This is a genomic window from Lentzea sp. CA-135723, from assembly GCF_050936595.1.
Taxonomy (GTDB): Bacteria; Actinomycetota; Actinomycetes; order Mycobacteriales; family Pseudonocardiaceae; genus Lentzea.
The window spans coordinates 2,008,153-2,025,634 of the sequence record NZ_JBNJMK010000001.1; the positions used below are offsets into that span (position 1 = coordinate 2,008,153).

Genomic DNA, 17,482 nt, shown 5'->3' on the forward strand with positions numbered 1-17,482 from the left:
AGTCCTCAGGTCAGGGGAACGTGGAGTCGGGAAGCCGCCGCGAACGGCGGTGCCCGGCTCGACCTGTGACCTGCGGACGTCCCTTCCTCGCCGTCCGCGCACGCCACCTCGGCGGTGGTCCGTGCGGCGGGCGGGCGCGGGCCCGTCGCGGAGCCGGCCAGTGCCCAGCACGCGTCCGGGGAGCCCGTCGCGTGCACGTGCACGGCCGAGACCGGGGCGTTGAGCCCCGATCCCGGTTGGTCGGCCGCCGTGTCGCGGGCGCTCGTTCCGACGAACGCCAGCAGCAGGGCCAGCAGAAGTGCCGGCCACCTCATCCAGTCGCTGCCCGCCTGCGCCGGAGGAAGAACTCGCCGACGGGTTCCACGTAGCGCGCCGCGATCGGGCCGATGATCGCCATCAGCAGCACGTACGCGGTCGCCAACGCGGCCAGTTGTTCGTTGACGTGCCCGGACGCGACCGCAAGGCCGGCGATGACGATCGAGAACTCCCCTCGCGCCACCAGAGCGGCGCCGGTGCGAGCGCGACCCATCGGACCGATGCCCTGTCTGCGCGCGGCCCACCAGCCCGTGCCGACCTTCGTCAGCGTGGTGATGACCGCGAGCACGACCGCCATGAACAGCACCGGCGGGATCGTGCGCGGGTCGGTGTTCAGGCCGAACACGACGAAGAACATCGCGGCGAACAGGTCGCGCAACGGTTCCAGCAGACGGGTGGCGTTCTCGGCGGTGGAACCGGAGATCGCGATGCCGAGCAGGAACGCGCCGACCGCGGCGGACACCTGCAGCTCCGACGCGATGCCGGCGACCAGCAACGCCGAACCGAGGAGCTTGAGCAGGAACACCTCGTGGTCGGGACTGTCCACGATGGCCGAGATGACCCGGCCGTACTTCAGCGCCACCACCAGGACGATGGTGATCGCGAGCAACGAGATGCCGACGCTGGTGAGCCCGCCCCAGAAGCTGACGCCCGCCAGCACGGCGGTGAGCACCGGCAGGTAGACGGCCATCGCCAGGTCCTCGAACACCAGCACCGAGAGGATCACCGGCGTCTCGCGGTTGCCGAGCCTGCCGAGGTCGCCGAGGACCTTCGCGATGATGCCGGACGACGAGATGTACGTGACGCCCGCCATCGCCAGCGCGCCGACGGGTCCCCAGCCGAGCATCAACGCGACGATGGCGCCGGGTGCCGCGTTGAGCACGATGTCGAGCAGACCGGCCATCCACGACTTCTTCAGGCCGGTCGTGAGTTCGGACGCCGAGTACTCCAGACCCAGCAACAACAGCAGCAGCACCACGCCGATCTCGCTGGCGAGGTGGGTGAACTCCTCGATGCCGTGCAACGGGATCAGCCCGCCGGAGCCGAACGCCAGGCCGCCGACGAGGTAGAGCGGGATCGGCGAGATGCCGAATCTCCAGGCCACGCGGCCGAGCAGGCCAAGTCCGAAGAAGACCGCACCGAGTTGGATCAGCGCGATCGTTGTGTCGTGCACTGTTCTCAGCCGCCCGTCAGGATGTCCGCGGCGGTGTCGAGACCGTCCGCGGTGCCGACGACGACCGCGAGATCGCCGTTCTCGAACTGGAAGTCGGGGCCCGGCGAGGGGTGCGCGGTGCCCGCCCGCACGACCGCGACGATCGACGCGCCGGTGCGCGTGCGCAGCGCGGTGTCGCCGAGGGTGCGCAGCGCGAACGCCGTGACGGGCAGCTGCCTCGTCGTGATCCCGGCGATGTCGCGGTGCTGCCGGTCGAGCTGCGACACGAGCTGCGGCGCCCCGAGCAGCCCGGCGAGCGTGCCCGCCTCCTCCGGCGCGAGCGGGATCGACGCGGCGGTGGCGTCCGGGTCGTCCTGTTTGGACAGGATCAGCTCGAACTTGCCGTCGCGGTAGGAGATCACGCCGATCCGGCGGCCGGAACGGATGGAGAAGTCCTGCCGGACCCCTATGCCGGGCAGGGGCGTCACTTCGACGTTCACTCGTGGTCCTAGGGTTCGATGAGCCCGGCGCGGATCGCGTACCGGGTGAGTTCGAGGCGGTCCTTGAGCCCGAGTTTCTGCAGCAGGTTGGCCCGGTGCCGCTCGACGGTCTTGACGCTGATCACGAGCATGTCCGCGATCTCCTTGGAGGAGTGCCCCTCCGCGACCAGCTTGAGGATCTCCTCCTCGCGATCGGTGATCGCCTTGGCCGGAAACCCGTTGCCCTCCTTGGCGCGGTCCAGGTAGTTGCGGATCAGCGAGTTCACCGCGCCGGGGTAGAGGAACGGCTCACCGCGCATGGCGCTCCGGCACGCCTCCACCAGGTCCCGGTCCGCGACCGACTTGAGCACGTACCCCGACGCGCCCGCCTTGAGCGCCTCGAAGAAGTACTGCTCGTTGTCGTACATCGTGAGGATGAGGATGCGCAGGTCCGGCAGCAGCCTCGACAGCTCGCGCGCGGCCTGCAGCCCGGTGAGGCGCGGCATGGCGATGTCGAGGATCGCTAGGTCCGGCAGGTCCTTGCGCGCCTTGGTGATCGCCTCGGCCCCGTCCCCCGCCTCCCCGATCACCTCGAGGTCGGGTTCGTTGTCGAGGATCATCCGCACGCCGCGCCGGACGAGCGCGTGGTCGTCCGCGAGCAGGATCCGCACGGTCATCCGTTCTCCCCCTTCGCCTTGACGACGAGCCTGACCTCGGTGCCGCCGTTCGGCGCGGGTCCCACCGAGAGGTCGGCGCTGATCAGCAACGCCCGTTCGCGCATTCCCCTGATGCCGGCCCCTTCCTGGCTGGTGCCTATCCCCTGGCCGTTGTCGCGCAACCTCAGCTCCACCCGGGACGGTCCGGCCCGCAGGCTCAGCTCCGCCGAGTCCGCGTCCGTGTGCCGCACGGTGTTCGTGAGCCCCTCCTGCGCGACCCGGTAGACCACGAGCTCGGTCTCGGCGTCGAGCGCGGGCAGGTTCTTGTCGAACGACCGCCTGATCGTGAGCCCGGTCGGTTCGGAGATCTCGTTGGTGAGGGCCTTCAACGCGCTGACCAGTCCCAGTTCCTCCAGCACGCCGGGGCGCAGTCGTCGCGCGATCCGCCGGATCTCGTCCAGCGTGCTGCGCGTGATCTCCTGCACCTGGTGGAGCTCTTCCTGCGTCTCCTGCGGCGACTGGTCGGCCACCCGCTTCAGGCTCAGCAACACCGCCGTGAGCGACTGCCCCACCTCGTCGTGCAGCTCCTGCGCCACCCGCCGCCGTTCCGACTCCTGCGCGGACAACGCGATGGCCGAGCTGTACCCGCGCTCGGCCTCCAGCCGGTCGATCATGCTGTTGAACGTGGTGATCAGCTCGGCGATCTCCCCGTGCCCCGTCGCCTGCAACCGCGGTCCTGGCTTGAGCAGGTCGATCGTGGTCATCGCCCGCGTGAGCCTGCCCAGCGGCGCGAGCCCGACCCTGATCAGCGCGGCGTTGGCGATCAGCATCACCACCAGCCCTGCCGCCAGCACCAGCACCTCGCGCGACAACGCGGGCGTGGACACCGTGGCCGGCCCGAACACCAGCAGAGCGGCCGCTACCGCCAGAACCAGGGCGTTGAGCAGGAAGATCCGCCCGAACAACGACACACGAGCCGCCTCTCCGTGATCACTTCCCGCCACGCCTGCGAGGCTGACGGGCGGGGATGCCACCTGTCCATCCGTGGCAACACCCATGTTCGCGGGGCAGCGGCAAGCGCGCCGGTCGGCGGATCGCGCGGAGGACGGGGGTGGCGACACTCACGACGGTGCGGTGGGTGAGCGTCTCCCCCACTCCGGGTTGGGTGCCACGACCGATCGCCAAACCGGACATATCGGATGCACCCTGGTCGTGACGCCCTCAAGCCCCTCGGAGGCGCCCGATGAACACCACGAAGTCCCGCACCTGGCCGTTCCACGCGATCGCGTTCGCGCTGGTCGCGGCAGGCCTGCTCCTCCCGCACGCCCTGCTCGTCGCCGCCGGGCTGATCCTGGCGGGCTCGGTGGCCCTCAGGCCGCGCGCGGAGCGGTGAAGACGCGCAGGAACGTGTCGAGCAGCTTGCGGCGGCCGGCCAGTTCGACCGCCCCCTCGCGGATCGCGTGCACCACCGCGCGGAACGACGGCAGCGCGTCCTCGTCGAGCTGAGGCGTGATCACCAGGTCCGCCTTGACCGGGGACGGCCCGAGGCCGGTCGTCAGCACGCCGTCGGTGACCACGACGTGGACGACGGCGTCGCGCACGTGGATCTCCCAGGCCGCGGTCAGCCCGGCCGCGTGCTCCGCGCGGAACGCCGCGCGCATGTTCAGCGCCATGCCCTCCGGGGTCACGCGGTCGCCCGGCTGCGGTTCGCCGAGCTGCGTCGCGCCCCAGCGGGCGAGCGACAGCAGCGCGGGTTCCAGGGACCGGCCGACCTCGGTGAGCGCGTAGACGACTCCCCTGGCCGGCGCGGGCGCCACCTGGCGTTCGACGATGCCCGCCTGTTCCAGCTCCTTCAGCCTCGTGGCCAGCACGTTCGTCGGGATGCCCGCCAGGCCCGTCTGCAGTTCGGTGTAGCGGTGCGGGCGCACGAGCAGGTTGCGCACGATCAGCATCGCCCACCGCTCGCCCACCAGTTCCAGGGCGCGGGCGAGGCCGCAGTACTGACCGAAGTCGCGTCGCTTCACAGTCGAAGAGTAGCAAGCTTGCGTTAACGTATCTAGCTGCGCGACGCAGAGCACACTTGCAAAAACGAAGTGAACGGGCTTACCGTCGTCGCACTGCCCGCTCCCCAGAGGAGGAAGTGCGATGACCGCACTGCTCGACCGTCCCGCCACGACCGCGCGGCGGCCTCTCCTGTCCCGCGGCGTCGGCTTCGCGGGCATCTCGGCGGCGATGGTGGCGATCCTCGTCGCGGCCGGGGCGCCGACCCCGTTGCTGCCCGTCTACCAGCACGAATGGGGCTTCGCACCCTGGGTGCTGACGCTCGCGTTCGGCATCTACGCGTTCTCGCTGCTCGTGTCGATCCTGGTGATCGGGTCGCTGTCGGACCACGTGGGACGGCGGCCGCTGATGATCGCGGCGCTCGGGATCGACCTCGTGGCGATGCTGATGTTCCTGTTCGCGCCGTCGATCGGCTGGGTCATCGCCGCGCGGATCGTGCAGGGCGTGGCGACCGGTGCCGCGTCCAGCGCGCTCAGCGCCGCCGTGGTCGAGCTCGCGCCGGAGAGGTTCAAGAAGCTCGGCGCGCAGATGACCAGCATGGCGCCGCTCGGCGGGCTCGCGATCGGCGCGCTGTTCTCGGGCGTGCTGGCCGAGTTCTCCTCCAACGCCGCCTTCGACGTGTGGCTCGTGCTCGCCGTGGTCATGGCGGCCGGGACGCTCTTCGCGACCTTCACGCCCGAGACCGCCACGCGCAAGCCGGGCGCGATCGCGTCGCTGAACCCGCGGCTGAAGCTGCCGGTCCAGGTGCGCAGGCTCTACTGGACGACTGTGCCGAGCATCGTCGGCGGGTTCATGACGATGACCGCGTTCATGGGTCTCGTGCCCGCACTGCTGGTCGCGGTGTTCGCGGTGAAGAGCCCGATCGTCGGGTCGCTGCTGGCGTTCGTGGCGCTCGGAGCGTCCACCGTGGCCTCCGCGTTCACCAGCCGCTACCGGCCGCCGACGCTGCGCACCGCCGGCACCGGCGCGATGGTCGTGGGCGCGGTGCTGTTCATCGGCAGCATCGGCGCGACCTCGCTGCCGTTGCTGTGGGCCGCGGCGATCGTCGGTGGCGCGGGCATCGGCGCGTCGTTCGCCGGCACCACGCGCGGGCTCGTGCCCGAGGTCGCGCCGCACGAACGCGCGGGGCTGTTCACCGCGATCTTCTTCGTCGGCTACCTCGCGATGGGCAGCGCGGCGATCGTCGCGGGCCTGTTCGTCGGCGTCGTCGGCGCGGCCTCGATGGCCATCGGGTACGGCGTGGTCCTCGCCGTGATCACGCTGGCGGGCCTGGCCGCCACGCGGTTCAGCCGGGCGTGATCTTGTCGGCCTGGACGTGCGTGCGCACCCCCTGCGGATCGAACAGGATCAGCAGCTCGACCGCGCCGCCGTCCGCGCTGCCGAGCCAGTGCGGTTTCCCGGTGTCGAACTCGGCGGCCTCGCCCGGCGGCAACGTCAGGTCGAGGTCGTCGAGCACCAGCCGCAGCCGTCCGTTGAGGACGTAGAGCCACTCGAACCCGTCGTGCGTCTTCAACGCCGGCTCCAGCGGCTCGGACACGGCGGGGATGAGCATCTTGAACGACTGCACCCCGCCCGGCCGGCGCGACAACGGCACGAACGTCATGCCGTACTTGTGGATCGGCTTCAGGTGGATGCGCGGATCACCGGTCCGCGGCGCGCCGACGAGGTCGTCCAGCGGTACGTCGTACACCCGCGACAACGGCAGCAGCAGCTCCAACGTCGCCCGCCGCTGCCCGCTCTCCAGCCGCGACAGCGTGCTCTCCGAGATCCCGGTGGTCGTCGCGAGGTCGGCGAGGGTGATGCCGCGGTGCCGCCGCAACGTCCGCAGCCGCGCGCCCACCCCGTCGAGAACGTCTTCGGTTTCGCGGTTCACGAACGCCCATCTTGCCATGACGGCAAGTTTTCGTGCCACATCTGGCAACCGGCGCTCAAGATCGAGGCATGAAACGCCTCGTAGTCGCACTGTTGCTCCTGATCACCGCCTGTGCCACCCCAGCCGCCGAGACCCCGGCACATGCGGCCATCACCCAGAACGACCCGGCCTTCCAGAAGGCGTTCCGGCACGAGTTCGCCGACGTCGACGGCGTGAAGATGCACTACGTCACCGGCGGCAGCGGCAGCCCCGTCGTGCTGCTGCACGGCTGGCCGCAGACCTGGTACGGCTGGTGGCCGATCATGCCCGCGCTCGCCGAACGCCACACCGTGTACGCCCTCGACCTGCCGGGACTCGGCGACAGCACCGGCAAGCCCAAGGGCTACGACAAGGCCACGCTCGCGCGGTACGTGCACGGGCTGACCAGCGAGCTCGGCCTGGAGGACGTCTCGATCGCCGGTCACGACCTCGGCGCCGCCGTCGCGTTCCAGTACGCGAGCCAGTTCCCCGAGGACACCGCCCGCCTGGGCTACCTCGACCTGCCGTTGCCCGGCCCGGCGATCGACGCGCGCACGTACCGGAGCCTGAGCTGGCACATCGCGTTCCACTCGCAGCCCCAGGTCCCGGAGGCGGTCGTGCAGAACGACGTCCGCGACTACCTGAAGCTCTTCTACCCGCAGGTGTCCTACCAGGGCAGCGCTTTCGGGGGCACGTCGACGAAGTCCCCGTTCAGCGAACAGGAGATCGACGAGTACGCGCGCACGTACGACCGGTCGCTCTCGAACGGCTTCGAGCTGTACCGCTCGCTCGACCAGGACGTCCGCGACACCGAGGCGGCACGACCGGTGCAGGACCCGACCCTGGTGATGGCGGCCGAAGGTCAGGCCGAGGCGATCAAGGGAACGGTCGCACCGCGCGTGCCGAACATCGTGGGCGCAGTCGACGTCCCGAAGGCGGGACATTGGCTCGTCGAGGAGAACCCGGAGTTCGTGACCGCCGAACTGCTGCGGTTCCTCAGCTCATGACCGGCAGCCGATCGGACCACGGCGCGGCCTCCTCCAGCTGCGCCGCGAGCTTGATCAGCAAGGCCTCCCCCGCCAGCGGCGCCACGAACTGGACGCCGAGCGGCAGCCCGTCCGCCGTCCAGTGCAGCGGCAACGACAGCGCGGGACGGCCGGTGATGTTCGCGAGCTGCGTGTAGGGCACCCAGCCGAGGTTCTCCTTGATCATGTCCTCGACGACCGGGGTGTGCTTGAGGAACCGGGCGGTGCCGGTCTTGAGCAGCACGTCCGTCGCGCGTTGCAGCGACACCGGCAGGTCGAACTGGCCGACCTTGGGCGGCGGGGTCGCGAGCGTCGGCGTCAGCAGCAGGTCGAACGACTCGAAGTAGGTGCTGAGGCGGCGCGTGTGCTCGTGCCTGCGTTGCACCGCGTCCACGTAGTCGACGCTGCTCGTGGCCCGTCCCAGCGCGGCCATGAGCAGCGTGTCGCGTTCGAACGCGAGGTCCGGCGCCCCGGTCAGCCGCTTCGCGTCGGCGACCTTCCAGGCGAGGTTCACGAACCAGGTCAGCAGGAAGTCCTTGGCCAGGGCCGCGTCGTCGAACGGCGCCTCCGGCAGTTCCTCGACGTGGTGGCCGAGGTCGGTGAGCGTCTTCACGGCCGACGCGACCGCGGCGACAGCCTCGGGGTGCGGGTCGGGGTTGATCGCCGACGGCACCCGCACGCCGATCCGCAGCTTGCCGGGCTCCTGGCCGACGTACGAGGCGAACGACTCCGGTGGCAGCGCGGGCGAGTACGGCCCGGCCGGTTCGCCGCCGCAGATGACGTCCAGCATCGCGGCCGTGTCGCGGACCGTGCGCGAGACGACGCCCTGCACCGCCGCGCCGTGCATCATCTCGGCGGTCTCCGGGCCGAACGGCGTCAGGCCGCGGCCCGGCTTCAAGCCCACGAGACCGCAGCAGGCGGCGGGAATCCGGGTCGAGCCACCGCCGTCGTTCGCGCCGGCGCACGGCACGATCCCGGCGGCGACCGCGGCCGCCGAACCACCCGACGAGCCACCGGGCGTGCGGTCCAGGTCCCACGGGTTGCGCGCGGGGCCCCACGTGGTGGACTCGCTGATCGCCTTCGCGCCGAACTCCGGCAGGTTCGTCTTGCCGAAGATCACCAGGCCGGCGTCGATCCAGCGCTGGACCACAGTGGAGTGCGCGGCGACGTTGTGGGACCTGAGCGAGCGCGACCCGTTCGAGGTCGGCAGGCCCGCGTAGTCCTGGCCCAGGTCCTTGATCAGGAACGGCACGCCCGCGAACGGACCGGTGAGGTCGTCGCGCGGGTCGGCGGGCACGTCCCTGACGATCGCGTTGAGGCGCGGGTTCACCGCGGCGGCGCGCTCCCGTGCCACGGCGAGGAGCTCCGCCGCGGACACCTGCTTCTCGGCGACGAGCCGGGCGAGCCCGGTGGCGTCGTACTTGCGGTACTCGTCGAAGTCCACGCGCTCAAGGTAGCTGTTCGGCCACCCCGAAAATGGTTTCCCGGACGATCTCCGGCGATTCCTGCGGAACGAGGTGTCCCGCGCCTTCGGCCACGACCATCCTGCCGCGCGGCGCGGCGTCCATCAGGTCCTGGGTGTACTGGTTGAACCGCGGCCGCCACTTCGCCATGCCGCGCTCGACCAGCCCGGCCTGGAGGCAGACGACCGGAACGTCCGGCGTGCCCTTCGCCTGCACGCGCCGCATCACCGGCAGCGCCGAGGCGATCTGCGCGGCCTCCCTGCTGCCCGCCCTCATGGCCCGCTGGTTCGCGTAGTCGCGGGTCATGATCTCCACGTCCGCCGCGGAGATCTCGGGTGCGACGCCGTTGCGGAACGTCTGCTTCCTGATCAGCCCCTTGCCGCCGAACCGGGCGACCAAGCCCATCAGCGCGAGGAACCGGGCCGCCACCTTGGCGTTGCGGGTGGCCATGATCTCGGCGAGGGTCGCGTCCACGAACACCATCGCGGCGACGCGGTCCGGGTACCGGTCGGCGAAGACGCGGATGATCGGGCCGCCCCAGCTGTGCCCGACGAGCACCACGGGTTCGGTCTCGCCGAGTGCGTCCAGTGTGGCCTGGAGGTCGTCCACGATCCGGTCGAGCGTGCGGTCGTGCGGGTCGGGATCGCTGCCGACGTACCCCGCGCGGTCGTAGGACAACGTGCGGTAGCGCGCGCTCACCTCGCGTTGCGTGTGGATCCACGACGAGGCCGGGGCGCTCATCCCCGCCTCGAAGACGATCAACGGGCCTGGCGCCTGTCCGGCTCGGACGGTGCGGATCGCGCGGCCGTCGGGCAACGTGACGTGCTGCTCGGTCAGGCCGAGTCCGGGGTCGGGCATCTGGGGTGCCTTTCAGTCGTGCCAGGCGGGCGGGTGGCGGTCTTCCCACAGCCGCGCGCTTTCGAGCTGGGCGGCGAGGGCGAGCAGTTCGGCGTCCCGGCGGGCGCGGGCAACGAGGTGCACGCCGTGCGGCAGCCCCTCGTCGTCCACGTGCGACGGGAGCGAGATCGCCGGCACCCCGGCGAGGTTGGCCCACGGCGTGGGGCACGACCACTTCAGCATCAGGTCGGCCTCGTGCGCGCCGTAGTAGCCGATCGGCACCGGCGCGCCGTTCGTCGTGGGCGTGAGGACGACGTCGTAGTCGTCGGTCGCGGCCAGGAACGCGCTGGCGTACCGGGCGAGCAGCGCCTGCGCGGTGACGATGTCGTTGGCGGACAACGTCTCGTTGATGGCGAGCAGGTGCCGGGTGTACGGCCGCAGCAGGTTCGTCCTGTCCGGCGGGACGATCTGCTGCGTGATGGTGCCGACCTGGTAGGCGAACCACGTCAGGATCGCGCGCGTCACCGGTTCGTCCCAGCGGGCGGGCAGCGGGATCTCCCGGACGTCGTGGCCGAGTCCGGTCAGCATCTCCGCCGTGCGTCGCACTGCTCTCGCGGCTTCGCGGTCGGGTGCTTCCCCGGTGCCGGTGTCGGTCCACGTCGCGATCTTGAGCGGGCGGCGGAGCTCCTGGGCGAACCCGCCCTCGTCGCGCCACCCGTACAGGTCGCCGGGCGCGGGCGACGCCATGACGTCCAGCAGCAGTGCCGCGTCCTCGACCGTGCGCGCGATCGGCCCCTCGGTGCCAGCGCTGAGGAACGCCACGGCGGGCGCCGGGCTCACCAGTCCCCTGCTCGGTTTCATCCCGACGAGGTGGCACGTCGCCGCGGGCGTGCGGATCGACCCGGCGCCGTCGCTGGCGTGCGCCACCGGCAGCAACCCGGCCGCGACCGCCGTGGCCGCGCCGCCGCTCGACCCGCTGGAGTACCTCCCCGGCGCGTACGGGGTGACGGCCGTGGTCGCGACGTCGTTCTCGGTGTAGCAGGTGGCGCCGAACTCCGACGTGTTCGTCTTGCCCACCAGCACCGCCCCGGCCTGCCGGATCAGCCCGGCCGTCCAGGAGTCCTGCGGTGGCAAGAAGTCTTTCAGCGCCGCCGAACCGAACGTCGTGCGCAGCCCCGCCGTCGCCGCGAGGTCCTTGATGCCGATCGGCAGCCCGAGCAACGCCGCCCGGTCGCCGTTCGCCAGCCGTGCGTCCGCTTCCTCCGCCTCGGCGAGCGCCTGGTCGTTGATCGTCACGAACGCGCCGAGGTCCGCGTGCCGCCCGATGCGGTCCAGGTAGTGCTCGGTCAGTTCGCGCGAGCTGAACTCCTTGGCGCGCAACCCTTCCAGCTGCCGCGCCGCCGTGAGGTCGTGCAGGTTCACGGCGCCACCGACGTCCCGGTGAGCAGCCGGTGCACCGAGTCCGTCACCACGTCGAGCTCCTGCGCCGTCAGCGGCCCGCCCCCGAACATCCGCCGGTGCATCACCGGCCCTTCGAGCAGGTTGCCGACGAACGGCAGCTCCGGCACCTCGGCGATCTCCCCGCGCCGCACCGCCCGCGCGATGGCGTCCACCAGCGGCTGCGACCGGCGTGCGACCAGCGCCCGGAACGTCCGCTCCGCCTCCCCGTCACCGCGCAGGTCGGCGAGGAACCCGACGAGCCCGTCGTTCCACGGCTCGTTCCAGGCCGCGGCCAGGTCCTCAGCGAACGCCCTGAGGTCCCCGCGCAACGTGCCGGTGTCGGGGTCGGGCACCGGCGGCAGGTACGCGTCGAGCACGTCCGCCACCAGCCGCACCTTGCTGCGCCACCGCCGGTAGACGTCGGTCCGGTGCGCGCCGGCCTGGGCCGCGACCCGCGTCAACGCCAGCGCGTCGTAGCCGTGCGCGGTGAGCAACGACCACGCCGTCGCCAGCAGCCGCTGTTCGAGCTCGGGATCCCGCGGACGCCCCGCCACCGGCAGCCCTCCAATTCGCAACAGGTTGTTGCGTTACCGTAGAGCGGCCGGCGGGAGTCCACAAGGGCCGGCGGTCAGCGGGCCTCGACCACGCTGTCGCCCAGGTCGTGCAGCGCCGCCGCGATCCCCACGTCCAGCGCGTCCTGCATCACCCGAGGCCGCCGCTCGGTCCGCCCGATCACCGCGCTCCCCAGCGGAGGCCGGATCTGCAGGCAGTCCGGGTGCGTCGCGAGCAGGTTCTCGTCCTCGGCCCGGATCTCCTCCCTCCGCAGCCACGCCGCCGCGACCCCCGGTGCGTGCCGGGCGAACCACCGCCCCAGCACCATCCGCTCCAGCCGCGACGGCGGTGACCCCACCTCGTCGGCCCGCCGCGTCCGCAGCGCCACCACGTGCGTCGCGCCCTGGGCCAGCGCCGTCCGGACCGGGATCGTCTCGCTCAGGCCCGCGTCGACGTACGGGCGTCCGTCGATCACCACCGGCGGGCCGGCCAGCACGGGCATCGCGGACGAGGCCCTCAGCGCGGTCTGGATGCCCAGCTGGTCGCGGACGTGCGGGTGCAGGTCGGCGGCCTCGCCGGTCAGTCCGTCCGTGGCCATCGGGTGGAACTCGACCGGGTTGTCGAGGATCTCCTGGAACCCCATCGGATGGACCTGCGTGTAGATCGTGTGGATCAGGTGCCGTGTGTCGACCACGGGCCGTTTGCCGAACACCCTGCGCGGGTCGATCGTCGTGCGCATGACGGCCGGGTCCCACCACGCGTGCTTGCTGCGGTCCGCACGGCCGCACAGCAACCATGCCGCGTTGAGCGATCCGGCCGAACTGCCGTACACGGCGTCGAACAGCGGCAGCAGGCCGAGGCGTTCGATCGTCACCGTCATGCCGCTCGAGTAGACGGCCCGCGAGCTGCCGCCCTCGATCAGCAACGCCAGGCGCGCGCCGTCGGTCCGTTGACCCGGCACGCTTCGCTGCAGCCCGCGTTCGCGCAGCAACTGGAGAACTGTCACCACTCCACAGTGCCACCCGGCGGCGAAACCCCGTCGGCGGAGTCCTGGGTGCGCTGCTACGGTGAAAGGGAGATCAACCGAGGAGTTCGACGTGCTGGTGGGTGAAGACGACATCTCAGGGTGAGCCCTGGATGTGACAGGCCATCGCTTCGTGGTGGCCGTCTGAGTCGTCCCCTTTTCTCACTCGCGCGGCAGCGGTTCGCGCGCGGCACATCCTGAGGTCTCACACCCATGTCCGACGCATTCATCGTCGTGTCGTCCCTGTCCTTCTCCTGGCCGGACGACACCCCCGTGTTCGACGGCCTGTCCGTCTCGGTGCCCGGCGGGCGCACCGGTCTCGTCGCCCCCAACGGCGCCGGCAAGTCGACGTTGCTCAAGCTCGTCGCGGGCGCGCTCGAGCCGTCCGGCGGCAGCGTGGCCGTCGAGGGCGTGCTCGGCTACCTGCCCCAGGACCTGCCGCTCACCGCCGGGCTGACCGTGGCCGAGGTGCTGGGCGTGGCCGACGTCCTCGCCGCCATCCGCGCCGTCGAGTCCGGTGACGTCGACGAGGCGCACTTCACCACCATCGGCAACGACTGGGACCTGGAGGAACGCACCCGCGCCCAGCTCGACCGCCTCGGCCTGGGCGACCTGGCGCTCGACCGCGGCCTCGACACGCTGAGCGGCGGCCAGATCATCTCGCTCGGCCTCGCCGCGCAGTTGTTGAAGCAGCCGGACGTGCTGCTGCTCGACGAGCCCACCAACAACCTCGACCTCGACGCCCGGCACCGCCTCTACGCCGTGCTCGACGACTGGCGCGGCTGCCTGCTCGTGGTGAGCCACGACCGGGCGTTGCTGGACCGGATGGACCGGATCGCCGAGCTCGACGGCGGCGAGATCCGCTTCTACGGCGGCAACTTCAGCGCGTACGAGGAGTCCGTCGCGGCCGAGCGCGAGGTGGCGGAGAAGAACGTCCGCAGCGCCGAGCAGGAGGTCAAGCGCGAGAAGCGGGAGATGCAGCAGGCGCGCGAACGGGCCGCGCGGCGCGCCTCCAACGCCCAGAAGAACCTCTCCAACGCGGGCCTGCCGCGGATCTTCGCGGGCAACATGAAGCGCAACGCGGAGGTGTCGGCGGCCAAGGCGGACGGCACGCACGCCGCCCGGCTGGGGGCCGCCCGCTCGAAGCTCGACCAGGCCGAACGGGCCGTGAAGGACGAGCAGAAGATCAGCCTGGACCTGCCGCAGACCGTCGTCCCCGCCGGACGGACCCTGTTCGACGGCTCTGGCATCAGGGTGCGGGAGTTGTTCTCCGGCTTGGACTTCGCGATCCGCGGCCCCGAACGCATCGCGCTGGCCGCCCCGAACGGCGCCGGCAAGTCGACGCTGCTGCGGGTGCTGCACGGCTCGCTGACCCCGGACAGCGGTGAGGTGAAACGGGCCGACGGCAGGGTCGCGTACCTGTCCCAGCGGCTCGACCTGCTCGACGACGGCCGCACGGTGGCGGAGAACCTGGCCGCGTTCGCCCCGGCCATGCCCCCGGCCGACCGGATGAACCTGTTGGCGCGCTTCCTGTTCCGCGGCGCCCGCGCACACCTGCCGGTGGGCGTGCTGTCCGGCGGCGAACGACTCCGCGCGACCCTCGCGTGCATTCTGTTCGCCGAGCCCGCGCCGCAGCTCCTGCTGCTCGACGAGCCCACGAACAACCTCGACCTGGTCAGCGCCGGCCAGCTGGAGAGCGCGCTGAACGCCTACCGCGGCGCGTTCGTGGTCGTGAGCCACGACGAACGGTTCCTGAAAGAGGTGAAGATCGACCGCTGGCTGCGCCTGGACAACGGCAAGCTGCTGGAGGCCGCACATGGCTGAGGCAGCCCTGGTGGCCACCGAACTCGTGCGCGGCTTCGCCGGCAGGAGGGTGCTGGACGGCGTGTCGCTGACCGCGGCACCTGGCCGCCGCATCGGCCTGATCGGCGAGAACGGCGCGGGCAAGTCGACGTTGCTGCGCCTGCTCGCGGGCGTGGACCAGCCGGAGGGCGGCACCGTGCGGCGGCCCTCCGACCTGGGCTTCCTGCGCCAGGAGATGCCGTTCCCGGACTCGGCGACGGTGGCAGAGGTCCTGGACGACGCCCTGGCCCAGGCCCGCACCGACCTGGCCGAGCTCGACCGGCTGAGCGCGCTGCTGGACGACCCGGCGATGCTCGCCGAGTACTCCGAACGACTCGAGCTCGCGCAGCTGCACGAGGCCTGGGACGCCGACCGGCGTGCCGACATCGTCCTCACCGGACTGGGGCTCGGCGACGTCGTTCGAGACCGCGCGCTCGGCTCGTTGTCGGGTGGCCAGCGCCGACGGCTGGACCTGGCGGCACTGGTGATCCGCCGCCCCACCGCCCTGCTGCTGGACGAGCCGACGAACCACCTGGACGACGACGCGGCGGCGTTCCTGGAGGAGCAGCTCCGCGCGTTGCCGGGCACGGTCGTGCTGGCGAGCCACGACCGCGCGTTCCTGGACGCGGTCTGCACCGACCTGCTCGACCTCGACCCCACACCGGACGGCCCGGTCCGCTTCGGCGGCACGTACTCCGAGTACCTGCACCAGAAACGGGCCGACCGCGACCGCTGGGAACGCCGCTTCGCCGAGGAGCAGGAGGAGATCGCCGAGGTCCGCTCGTCGCTCGACCTGATCGCGGGCAGGGTGGCCCCTGGCCGCCCCATGCGCGACGGCGACAAGATGGGCTACGGCGTCCGCGCGAACCGGGTGCAGAGCCAGATCTCCCGCCGCGTCCGCAACGCCACCCGCCGCCTGGAGGACCTGGAACGCGCCGCCGTCCCCGCTCCCCCGCGCCCGCTGCGCTTCACGCCGGACCTGCTCGCCGTCGAGGCCGAGGACCTGGTGTCGCTGCGGCACCTCCGAATCCCCGGACGGCTCGCGCTCGACGCCCTGGACGTCCGCGACGACGACCGCCTGCTGGTCACCGGCCCGAACGGCGCGGGCAAGTCGACGCTCCTGCACGTGCTGTCCGGACGCCTGCCGGCGGACGGCGTGCGACGAACCCCCGGCGTGCGCGTGGGTTCGCTGGACCAGGACACGTCGTTCGCCAACCCACGCCTCACCGCCCGCGCCACCTACGGCCGCGCGCTCGGCGCCGAACGGGTGGCCGCGGTACCGCTGGACTCGTTGGGACTGCTGCACAAGTGGGACCTCGGCAAGCCGGTCGGCGCGTTGTCCGTGGGCCAACGACGCCGGCTGGCACTCGCGTTGCTGGTGGCCGACCCACCCCAGCTACTGCTCCTCGACGAACCGACGAACCACCTCTCTCCGACGTTGTGCGACGAGCTGGAGGACGCGCTCGGGCAACGAGGTCCGGGGGCGATCGTGGTCGCGAGCCACGACCGGTGGCTGCGCAAGCGCTGGCGTGGCAAGGAGATCGGCCTAAATCGCTGGACGGCCACCGCATGATGGACCGATGGTCGTGTTCGAGTGCGTGGCGTGCGATGCCGCGCTGACCATGCCGCTGTCCCAGGTGGACTGCCCCGACCACGAGGGCATCGCCTGGGGCGGCAGCACGGACTTCACCCCACCACTGCTGGCCGAAGGCACCTACACCGTGCGGCGCGACTTCCTCGTCGCCCCCGGTGACGTCCGCGGCCTGTCCTGGATCGAGGGCGACCCCGGGGCAGGCTGCTGCGGCGTGGACAACGGGTCGATCCCGAACCTGGCGTGCGCCTGCGGCCGACCGGCCGCCACACGCCTCGACGACTGCTCGCGCTGGCAGCTGGTCCGGTTCGCACCGGACGCCGTACGTCTCGTGGGCGCGCCCGACCCGGTACGGCCCTGGGAGGACTTCGACTGGAAGGGCCCGTCGCCGACAGACGGCGACCTGTGGTGGCAACGACGCGTGGCGATCGCCGCGGGTGTGGCCGTCGCACGCGTGCTGGTCGCGGCGGAGGGCGCGCGCGTGACCGTTCCGGAGGGACCGTTGGCCGTGGTGCTCGGCCCCGCCCTCGACGTGCGGCAACCGTCCGCCGGCCCGCCCCGGTCGCTCGCCCTGGCCGGGCCGGGTGTGCCGGGAGAGGCGGATCTGCTGCTGGTGCCACGGCATCCGCAGACCGGCGAGGCGTGGCCCGGTGGTGCGGTGGCGGTGAGCGCCGAGCTGTGGCGCCTGCTCGTCCACGACGTGCGCACCGTGTTGCCGAGAACCGGCGGCCAGTGGTCGGACAGTCTCTGCGACGCCGCCCTGCCACCCCGCCCGCGCGATGTTGTCCCGGCTCATTGGGCGACCTCGCAGGAACTGGAGCGACTGCGCGCCTGAGACGGCGACCAACCGGTGCTGGCGACGACACCTGGTGCGACGATCGCGCTCACGCGGAGAGCAAGCGGGACCTCGCCGTCCTCGACACAGTGAGCGCCGCACGGTGGCGGCTGCTCGTCCACGACACGCGCACCGTGCTGCCGAGGACCGGCGGCCAATGGTCGGACAGCCTCAGCGACGCCGCCCTGCCACCCCACCCGCGAGATGTCGTCCCGGCTCACTGGGCAACCTCGCACGAACTGGAGCGACTGCGCGCCCGAGCTGGCGACCAACCGGTGCCGGCGGCGACACCTGCTGCGACGACGATCGCGCACACGC

18 protein-coding genes are annotated in these 17,482 nt (G+C 71.6%); 6 read left to right on the plus strand and 12 right to left on the minus strand.

Features of this window, described 5'->3' with window-relative positions:
• Positions 1-5 precede the first annotated feature (5 nt).
• From ACQEU1_RS08700 to ACQEU1_RS08720, 5 genes are read right to left on the minus strand one after another with little or no spacing between them, the layout of a single operon-like run.
• Positions 6-314: a hypothetical protein gene (locus tag ACQEU1_RS08700; RefSeq protein WP_433198105.1), complete on the minus strand. Its 309-nt coding sequence runs from the start codon at positions 312-314 to the stop codon at positions 6-8.
• Entirely contained in the window at positions 311-1,489 is a 1,179-nt protein-coding gene (locus ACQEU1_RS08705) for a cation:proton antiporter (protein ID WP_433198107.1), read from the minus strand. Before ACQEU1_RS08705 ends, ACQEU1_RS08700 begins: the two co-directional genes overlap by 4 nt.
• A 5-nt stretch (positions 1,490-1,494) precedes the next feature.
• Positions 1,495-1,968, minus strand: coding sequence for a cation:proton antiporter regulatory subunit (locus ACQEU1_RS08710; RefSeq protein ID WP_433198109.1), 474 nt, complete (start codon positions 1,966-1,968; stop codon positions 1,495-1,497).
• A gap of 8 nt (positions 1,969-1,976) precedes the next feature.
• Positions 1,977-2,624, minus strand: a complete 648-nt coding sequence (locus ACQEU1_RS08715; protein ID WP_433198111.1) for a response regulator — start codon at positions 2,622-2,624, stop codon at positions 1,977-1,979.
• Complete coding sequence (locus ACQEU1_RS08720) at positions 2,621-3,607, minus strand: HAMP domain-containing sensor histidine kinase (RefSeq protein WP_433198113.1); 987 nt, start codon at positions 3,605-3,607, stop codon at positions 2,621-2,623. The genes ACQEU1_RS08715 and ACQEU1_RS08720 overlap by 4 nt, the downstream gene beginning before the upstream one ends.
• A gap of 239 nt (positions 3,608-3,846) precedes the next feature.
• On the opposite strand from ACQEU1_RS08720, the gene ACQEU1_RS08725 reads away from it, so the two are divergent.
• Positions 3,847-3,996 (plus strand): hypothetical protein, encoded by a 150-nt coding sequence (locus tag ACQEU1_RS08725; protein WP_433198115.1) that lies wholly within the window; start codon positions 3,847-3,849, stop codon positions 3,994-3,996.
• Here ACQEU1_RS08725 and ACQEU1_RS08730 read toward each other — a convergent pair.
• Positions 3,974-4,627, minus strand: a complete 654-nt coding sequence (locus tag ACQEU1_RS08730; RefSeq protein ID WP_433198117.1) for a winged helix-turn-helix transcriptional regulator — start codon at positions 4,625-4,627, stop codon at positions 3,974-3,976. The two genes, ACQEU1_RS08725 and ACQEU1_RS08730, sit on opposite strands and share 23 nt — an antisense overlap.
• Before the next feature lie 121 nt (positions 4,628-4,748).
• On the opposite strand from ACQEU1_RS08730, the gene ACQEU1_RS08735 reads away from it, so the two are divergent.
• Positions 4,749-5,963 (plus strand): MFS transporter, encoded by a 1,215-nt coding sequence (locus ACQEU1_RS08735; protein ID WP_433198119.1) that lies wholly within the window; start codon positions 4,749-4,751, stop codon positions 5,961-5,963.
• Here ACQEU1_RS08735 and ACQEU1_RS08740 read toward each other — a convergent pair.
• The gene (locus tag ACQEU1_RS08740; protein WP_433198121.1) at positions 5,950-6,555 is read right to left on the minus strand and encodes a helix-turn-helix domain-containing protein; all 606 of its coding nucleotides are present in this window, start codon (positions 6,553-6,555) and stop codon (positions 5,950-5,952) included. The two genes, ACQEU1_RS08735 and ACQEU1_RS08740, sit on opposite strands and share 14 nt — an antisense overlap.
• 50 nt (positions 6,556-6,605) lie before the next feature.
• On the opposite strand from ACQEU1_RS08740, the gene ACQEU1_RS08745 reads away from it, so the two are divergent.
• Entirely contained in the window at positions 6,606-7,562 is a 957-nt protein-coding gene (locus ACQEU1_RS08745) for an alpha/beta fold hydrolase (protein WP_433198123.1), read from the plus strand.
• On the opposite strand, the gene ACQEU1_RS08750 is transcribed toward ACQEU1_RS08745, so the two are convergent.
• The 5 genes from ACQEU1_RS08750 to ACQEU1_RS08770 form a co-directional block, all read right to left on the minus strand.
• Positions 7,552-9,024 (minus strand): amidase, encoded by a 1,473-nt coding sequence (locus tag ACQEU1_RS08750; protein ID WP_433198125.1) that lies wholly within the window; start codon positions 9,022-9,024, stop codon positions 7,552-7,554. The two genes, ACQEU1_RS08745 and ACQEU1_RS08750, sit on opposite strands and share 11 nt — an antisense overlap.
• Before the next feature lie 4 nt (positions 9,025-9,028).
• On the minus strand, positions 9,029-9,901 hold the full coding sequence (locus ACQEU1_RS08755) for an alpha/beta fold hydrolase (RefSeq protein ID WP_433198127.1): 873 nt from the start codon (positions 9,899-9,901) through the stop codon (positions 9,029-9,031).
• Positions 9,902-9,913: 12 nt separating this feature from the next.
• The gene (locus ACQEU1_RS08760) at positions 9,914-11,302 is read right to left on the minus strand and encodes an amidase (RefSeq protein WP_433198129.1); all 1,389 of its coding nucleotides are present in this window, start codon (positions 11,300-11,302) and stop codon (positions 9,914-9,916) included.
• A complete protein-coding gene (locus ACQEU1_RS08765; RefSeq protein ID WP_433198131.1) occupies positions 11,299-11,874 on the minus strand; it encodes a TetR/AcrR family transcriptional regulator in 576 nt (191 codons plus the stop codon). Before ACQEU1_RS08765 ends, ACQEU1_RS08760 begins: the two co-directional genes overlap by 4 nt.
• 74 nt (positions 11,875-11,948) lie before the next feature.
• Positions 11,949-12,878, minus strand: coding sequence for a patatin-like phospholipase family protein (locus tag ACQEU1_RS08770; RefSeq protein ID WP_433198133.1), 930 nt, complete (start codon positions 12,876-12,878; stop codon positions 11,949-11,951).
• Positions 12,879-13,109: 231 nt separating this feature from the next.
• On the opposite strand from ACQEU1_RS08770, the gene ACQEU1_RS08775 reads away from it, so the two are divergent.
• Genes ACQEU1_RS08775 through ACQEU1_RS08785 form a run of 3 tightly spaced genes read left to right on the plus strand, consistent with a single transcriptional unit; the run spans position 13,110 to position 17,164 of the window.
• A complete protein-coding gene (locus tag ACQEU1_RS08775; protein ID WP_433198135.1) occupies positions 13,110-14,720 on the plus strand; it encodes an ABC-F family ATP-binding cassette domain-containing protein in 1,611 nt (536 codons plus the stop codon).
• Entirely contained in the window at positions 14,713-16,311 is a 1,599-nt protein-coding gene (locus tag ACQEU1_RS08780) for an ABC-F family ATP-binding cassette domain-containing protein (RefSeq protein WP_433198137.1), read from the plus strand. The genes ACQEU1_RS08775 and ACQEU1_RS08780 overlap by 8 nt, the downstream gene beginning before the upstream one ends.
• Positions 16,312-16,318: 7 nt before the next feature.
• Positions 16,319-17,164, plus strand: coding sequence for a hypothetical protein (locus ACQEU1_RS08785; protein ID WP_433198139.1), 846 nt, complete (start codon positions 16,319-16,321; stop codon positions 17,162-17,164).
• The last annotated feature ends 318 nt before the right edge of the window (positions 17,165-17,482 follow it).

Bases quoted from the DNA above. Each gene is read 5' to 3' on its own strand.
- ACQEU1_RS08700 (WP_433198105.1), bottom strand. From the start codon at position 314: ATGAGGTGGCCGGCACTTCTGCTGGCCCTGCTGCTGGCGTTCGTCGGA.
- ACQEU1_RS08715 (WP_433198111.1), bottom strand. From the start codon at position 2,624: ATGACCGTGCGGATCCTGCTCGCGGACGACCACGCGCTCGTCCGGCGC.
- ACQEU1_RS08755 (WP_433198127.1), bottom strand. From the start codon at position 9,901: ATGCCCGACCCCGGACTCGGCCTGACCGAGCAGCACGTCACGTTGCCC.
- ACQEU1_RS08785 (WP_433198139.1), top strand. From the start codon at position 16,319: ATGGTCGTGTTCGAGTGCGTGGCGTGCGATGCCGCGCTGACCATGCCG.
- ACQEU1_RS08775 (WP_433198135.1), top strand. From the start codon at position 13,110: ATGTCCGACGCATTCATCGTCGTGTCGTCCCTGTCCTTCTCCTGGCCG.
- ACQEU1_RS08780 (WP_433198137.1), top strand. From the start codon at position 14,713: ATGGCTGAGGCAGCCCTGGTGGCCACCGAACTCGTGCGCGGCTTCGCC.
- ACQEU1_RS08740 (WP_433198121.1), bottom strand. From the start codon at position 6,555: ATGGCAAGATGGGCGTTCGTGAACCGCGAAACCGAAGACGTTCTCGAC.
- ACQEU1_RS08745 (WP_433198123.1), top strand. From the start codon at position 6,606: ATGAAACGCCTCGTAGTCGCACTGTTGCTCCTGATCACCGCCTGTGCC.
- ACQEU1_RS08725 (WP_433198115.1), top strand. From the start codon at position 3,847: ATGAACACCACGAAGTCCCGCACCTGGCCGTTCCACGCGATCGCGTTC.
- ACQEU1_RS08735 (WP_433198119.1), top strand. From the start codon at position 4,749: ATGACCGCACTGCTCGACCGTCCCGCCACGACCGCGCGGCGGCCTCTC.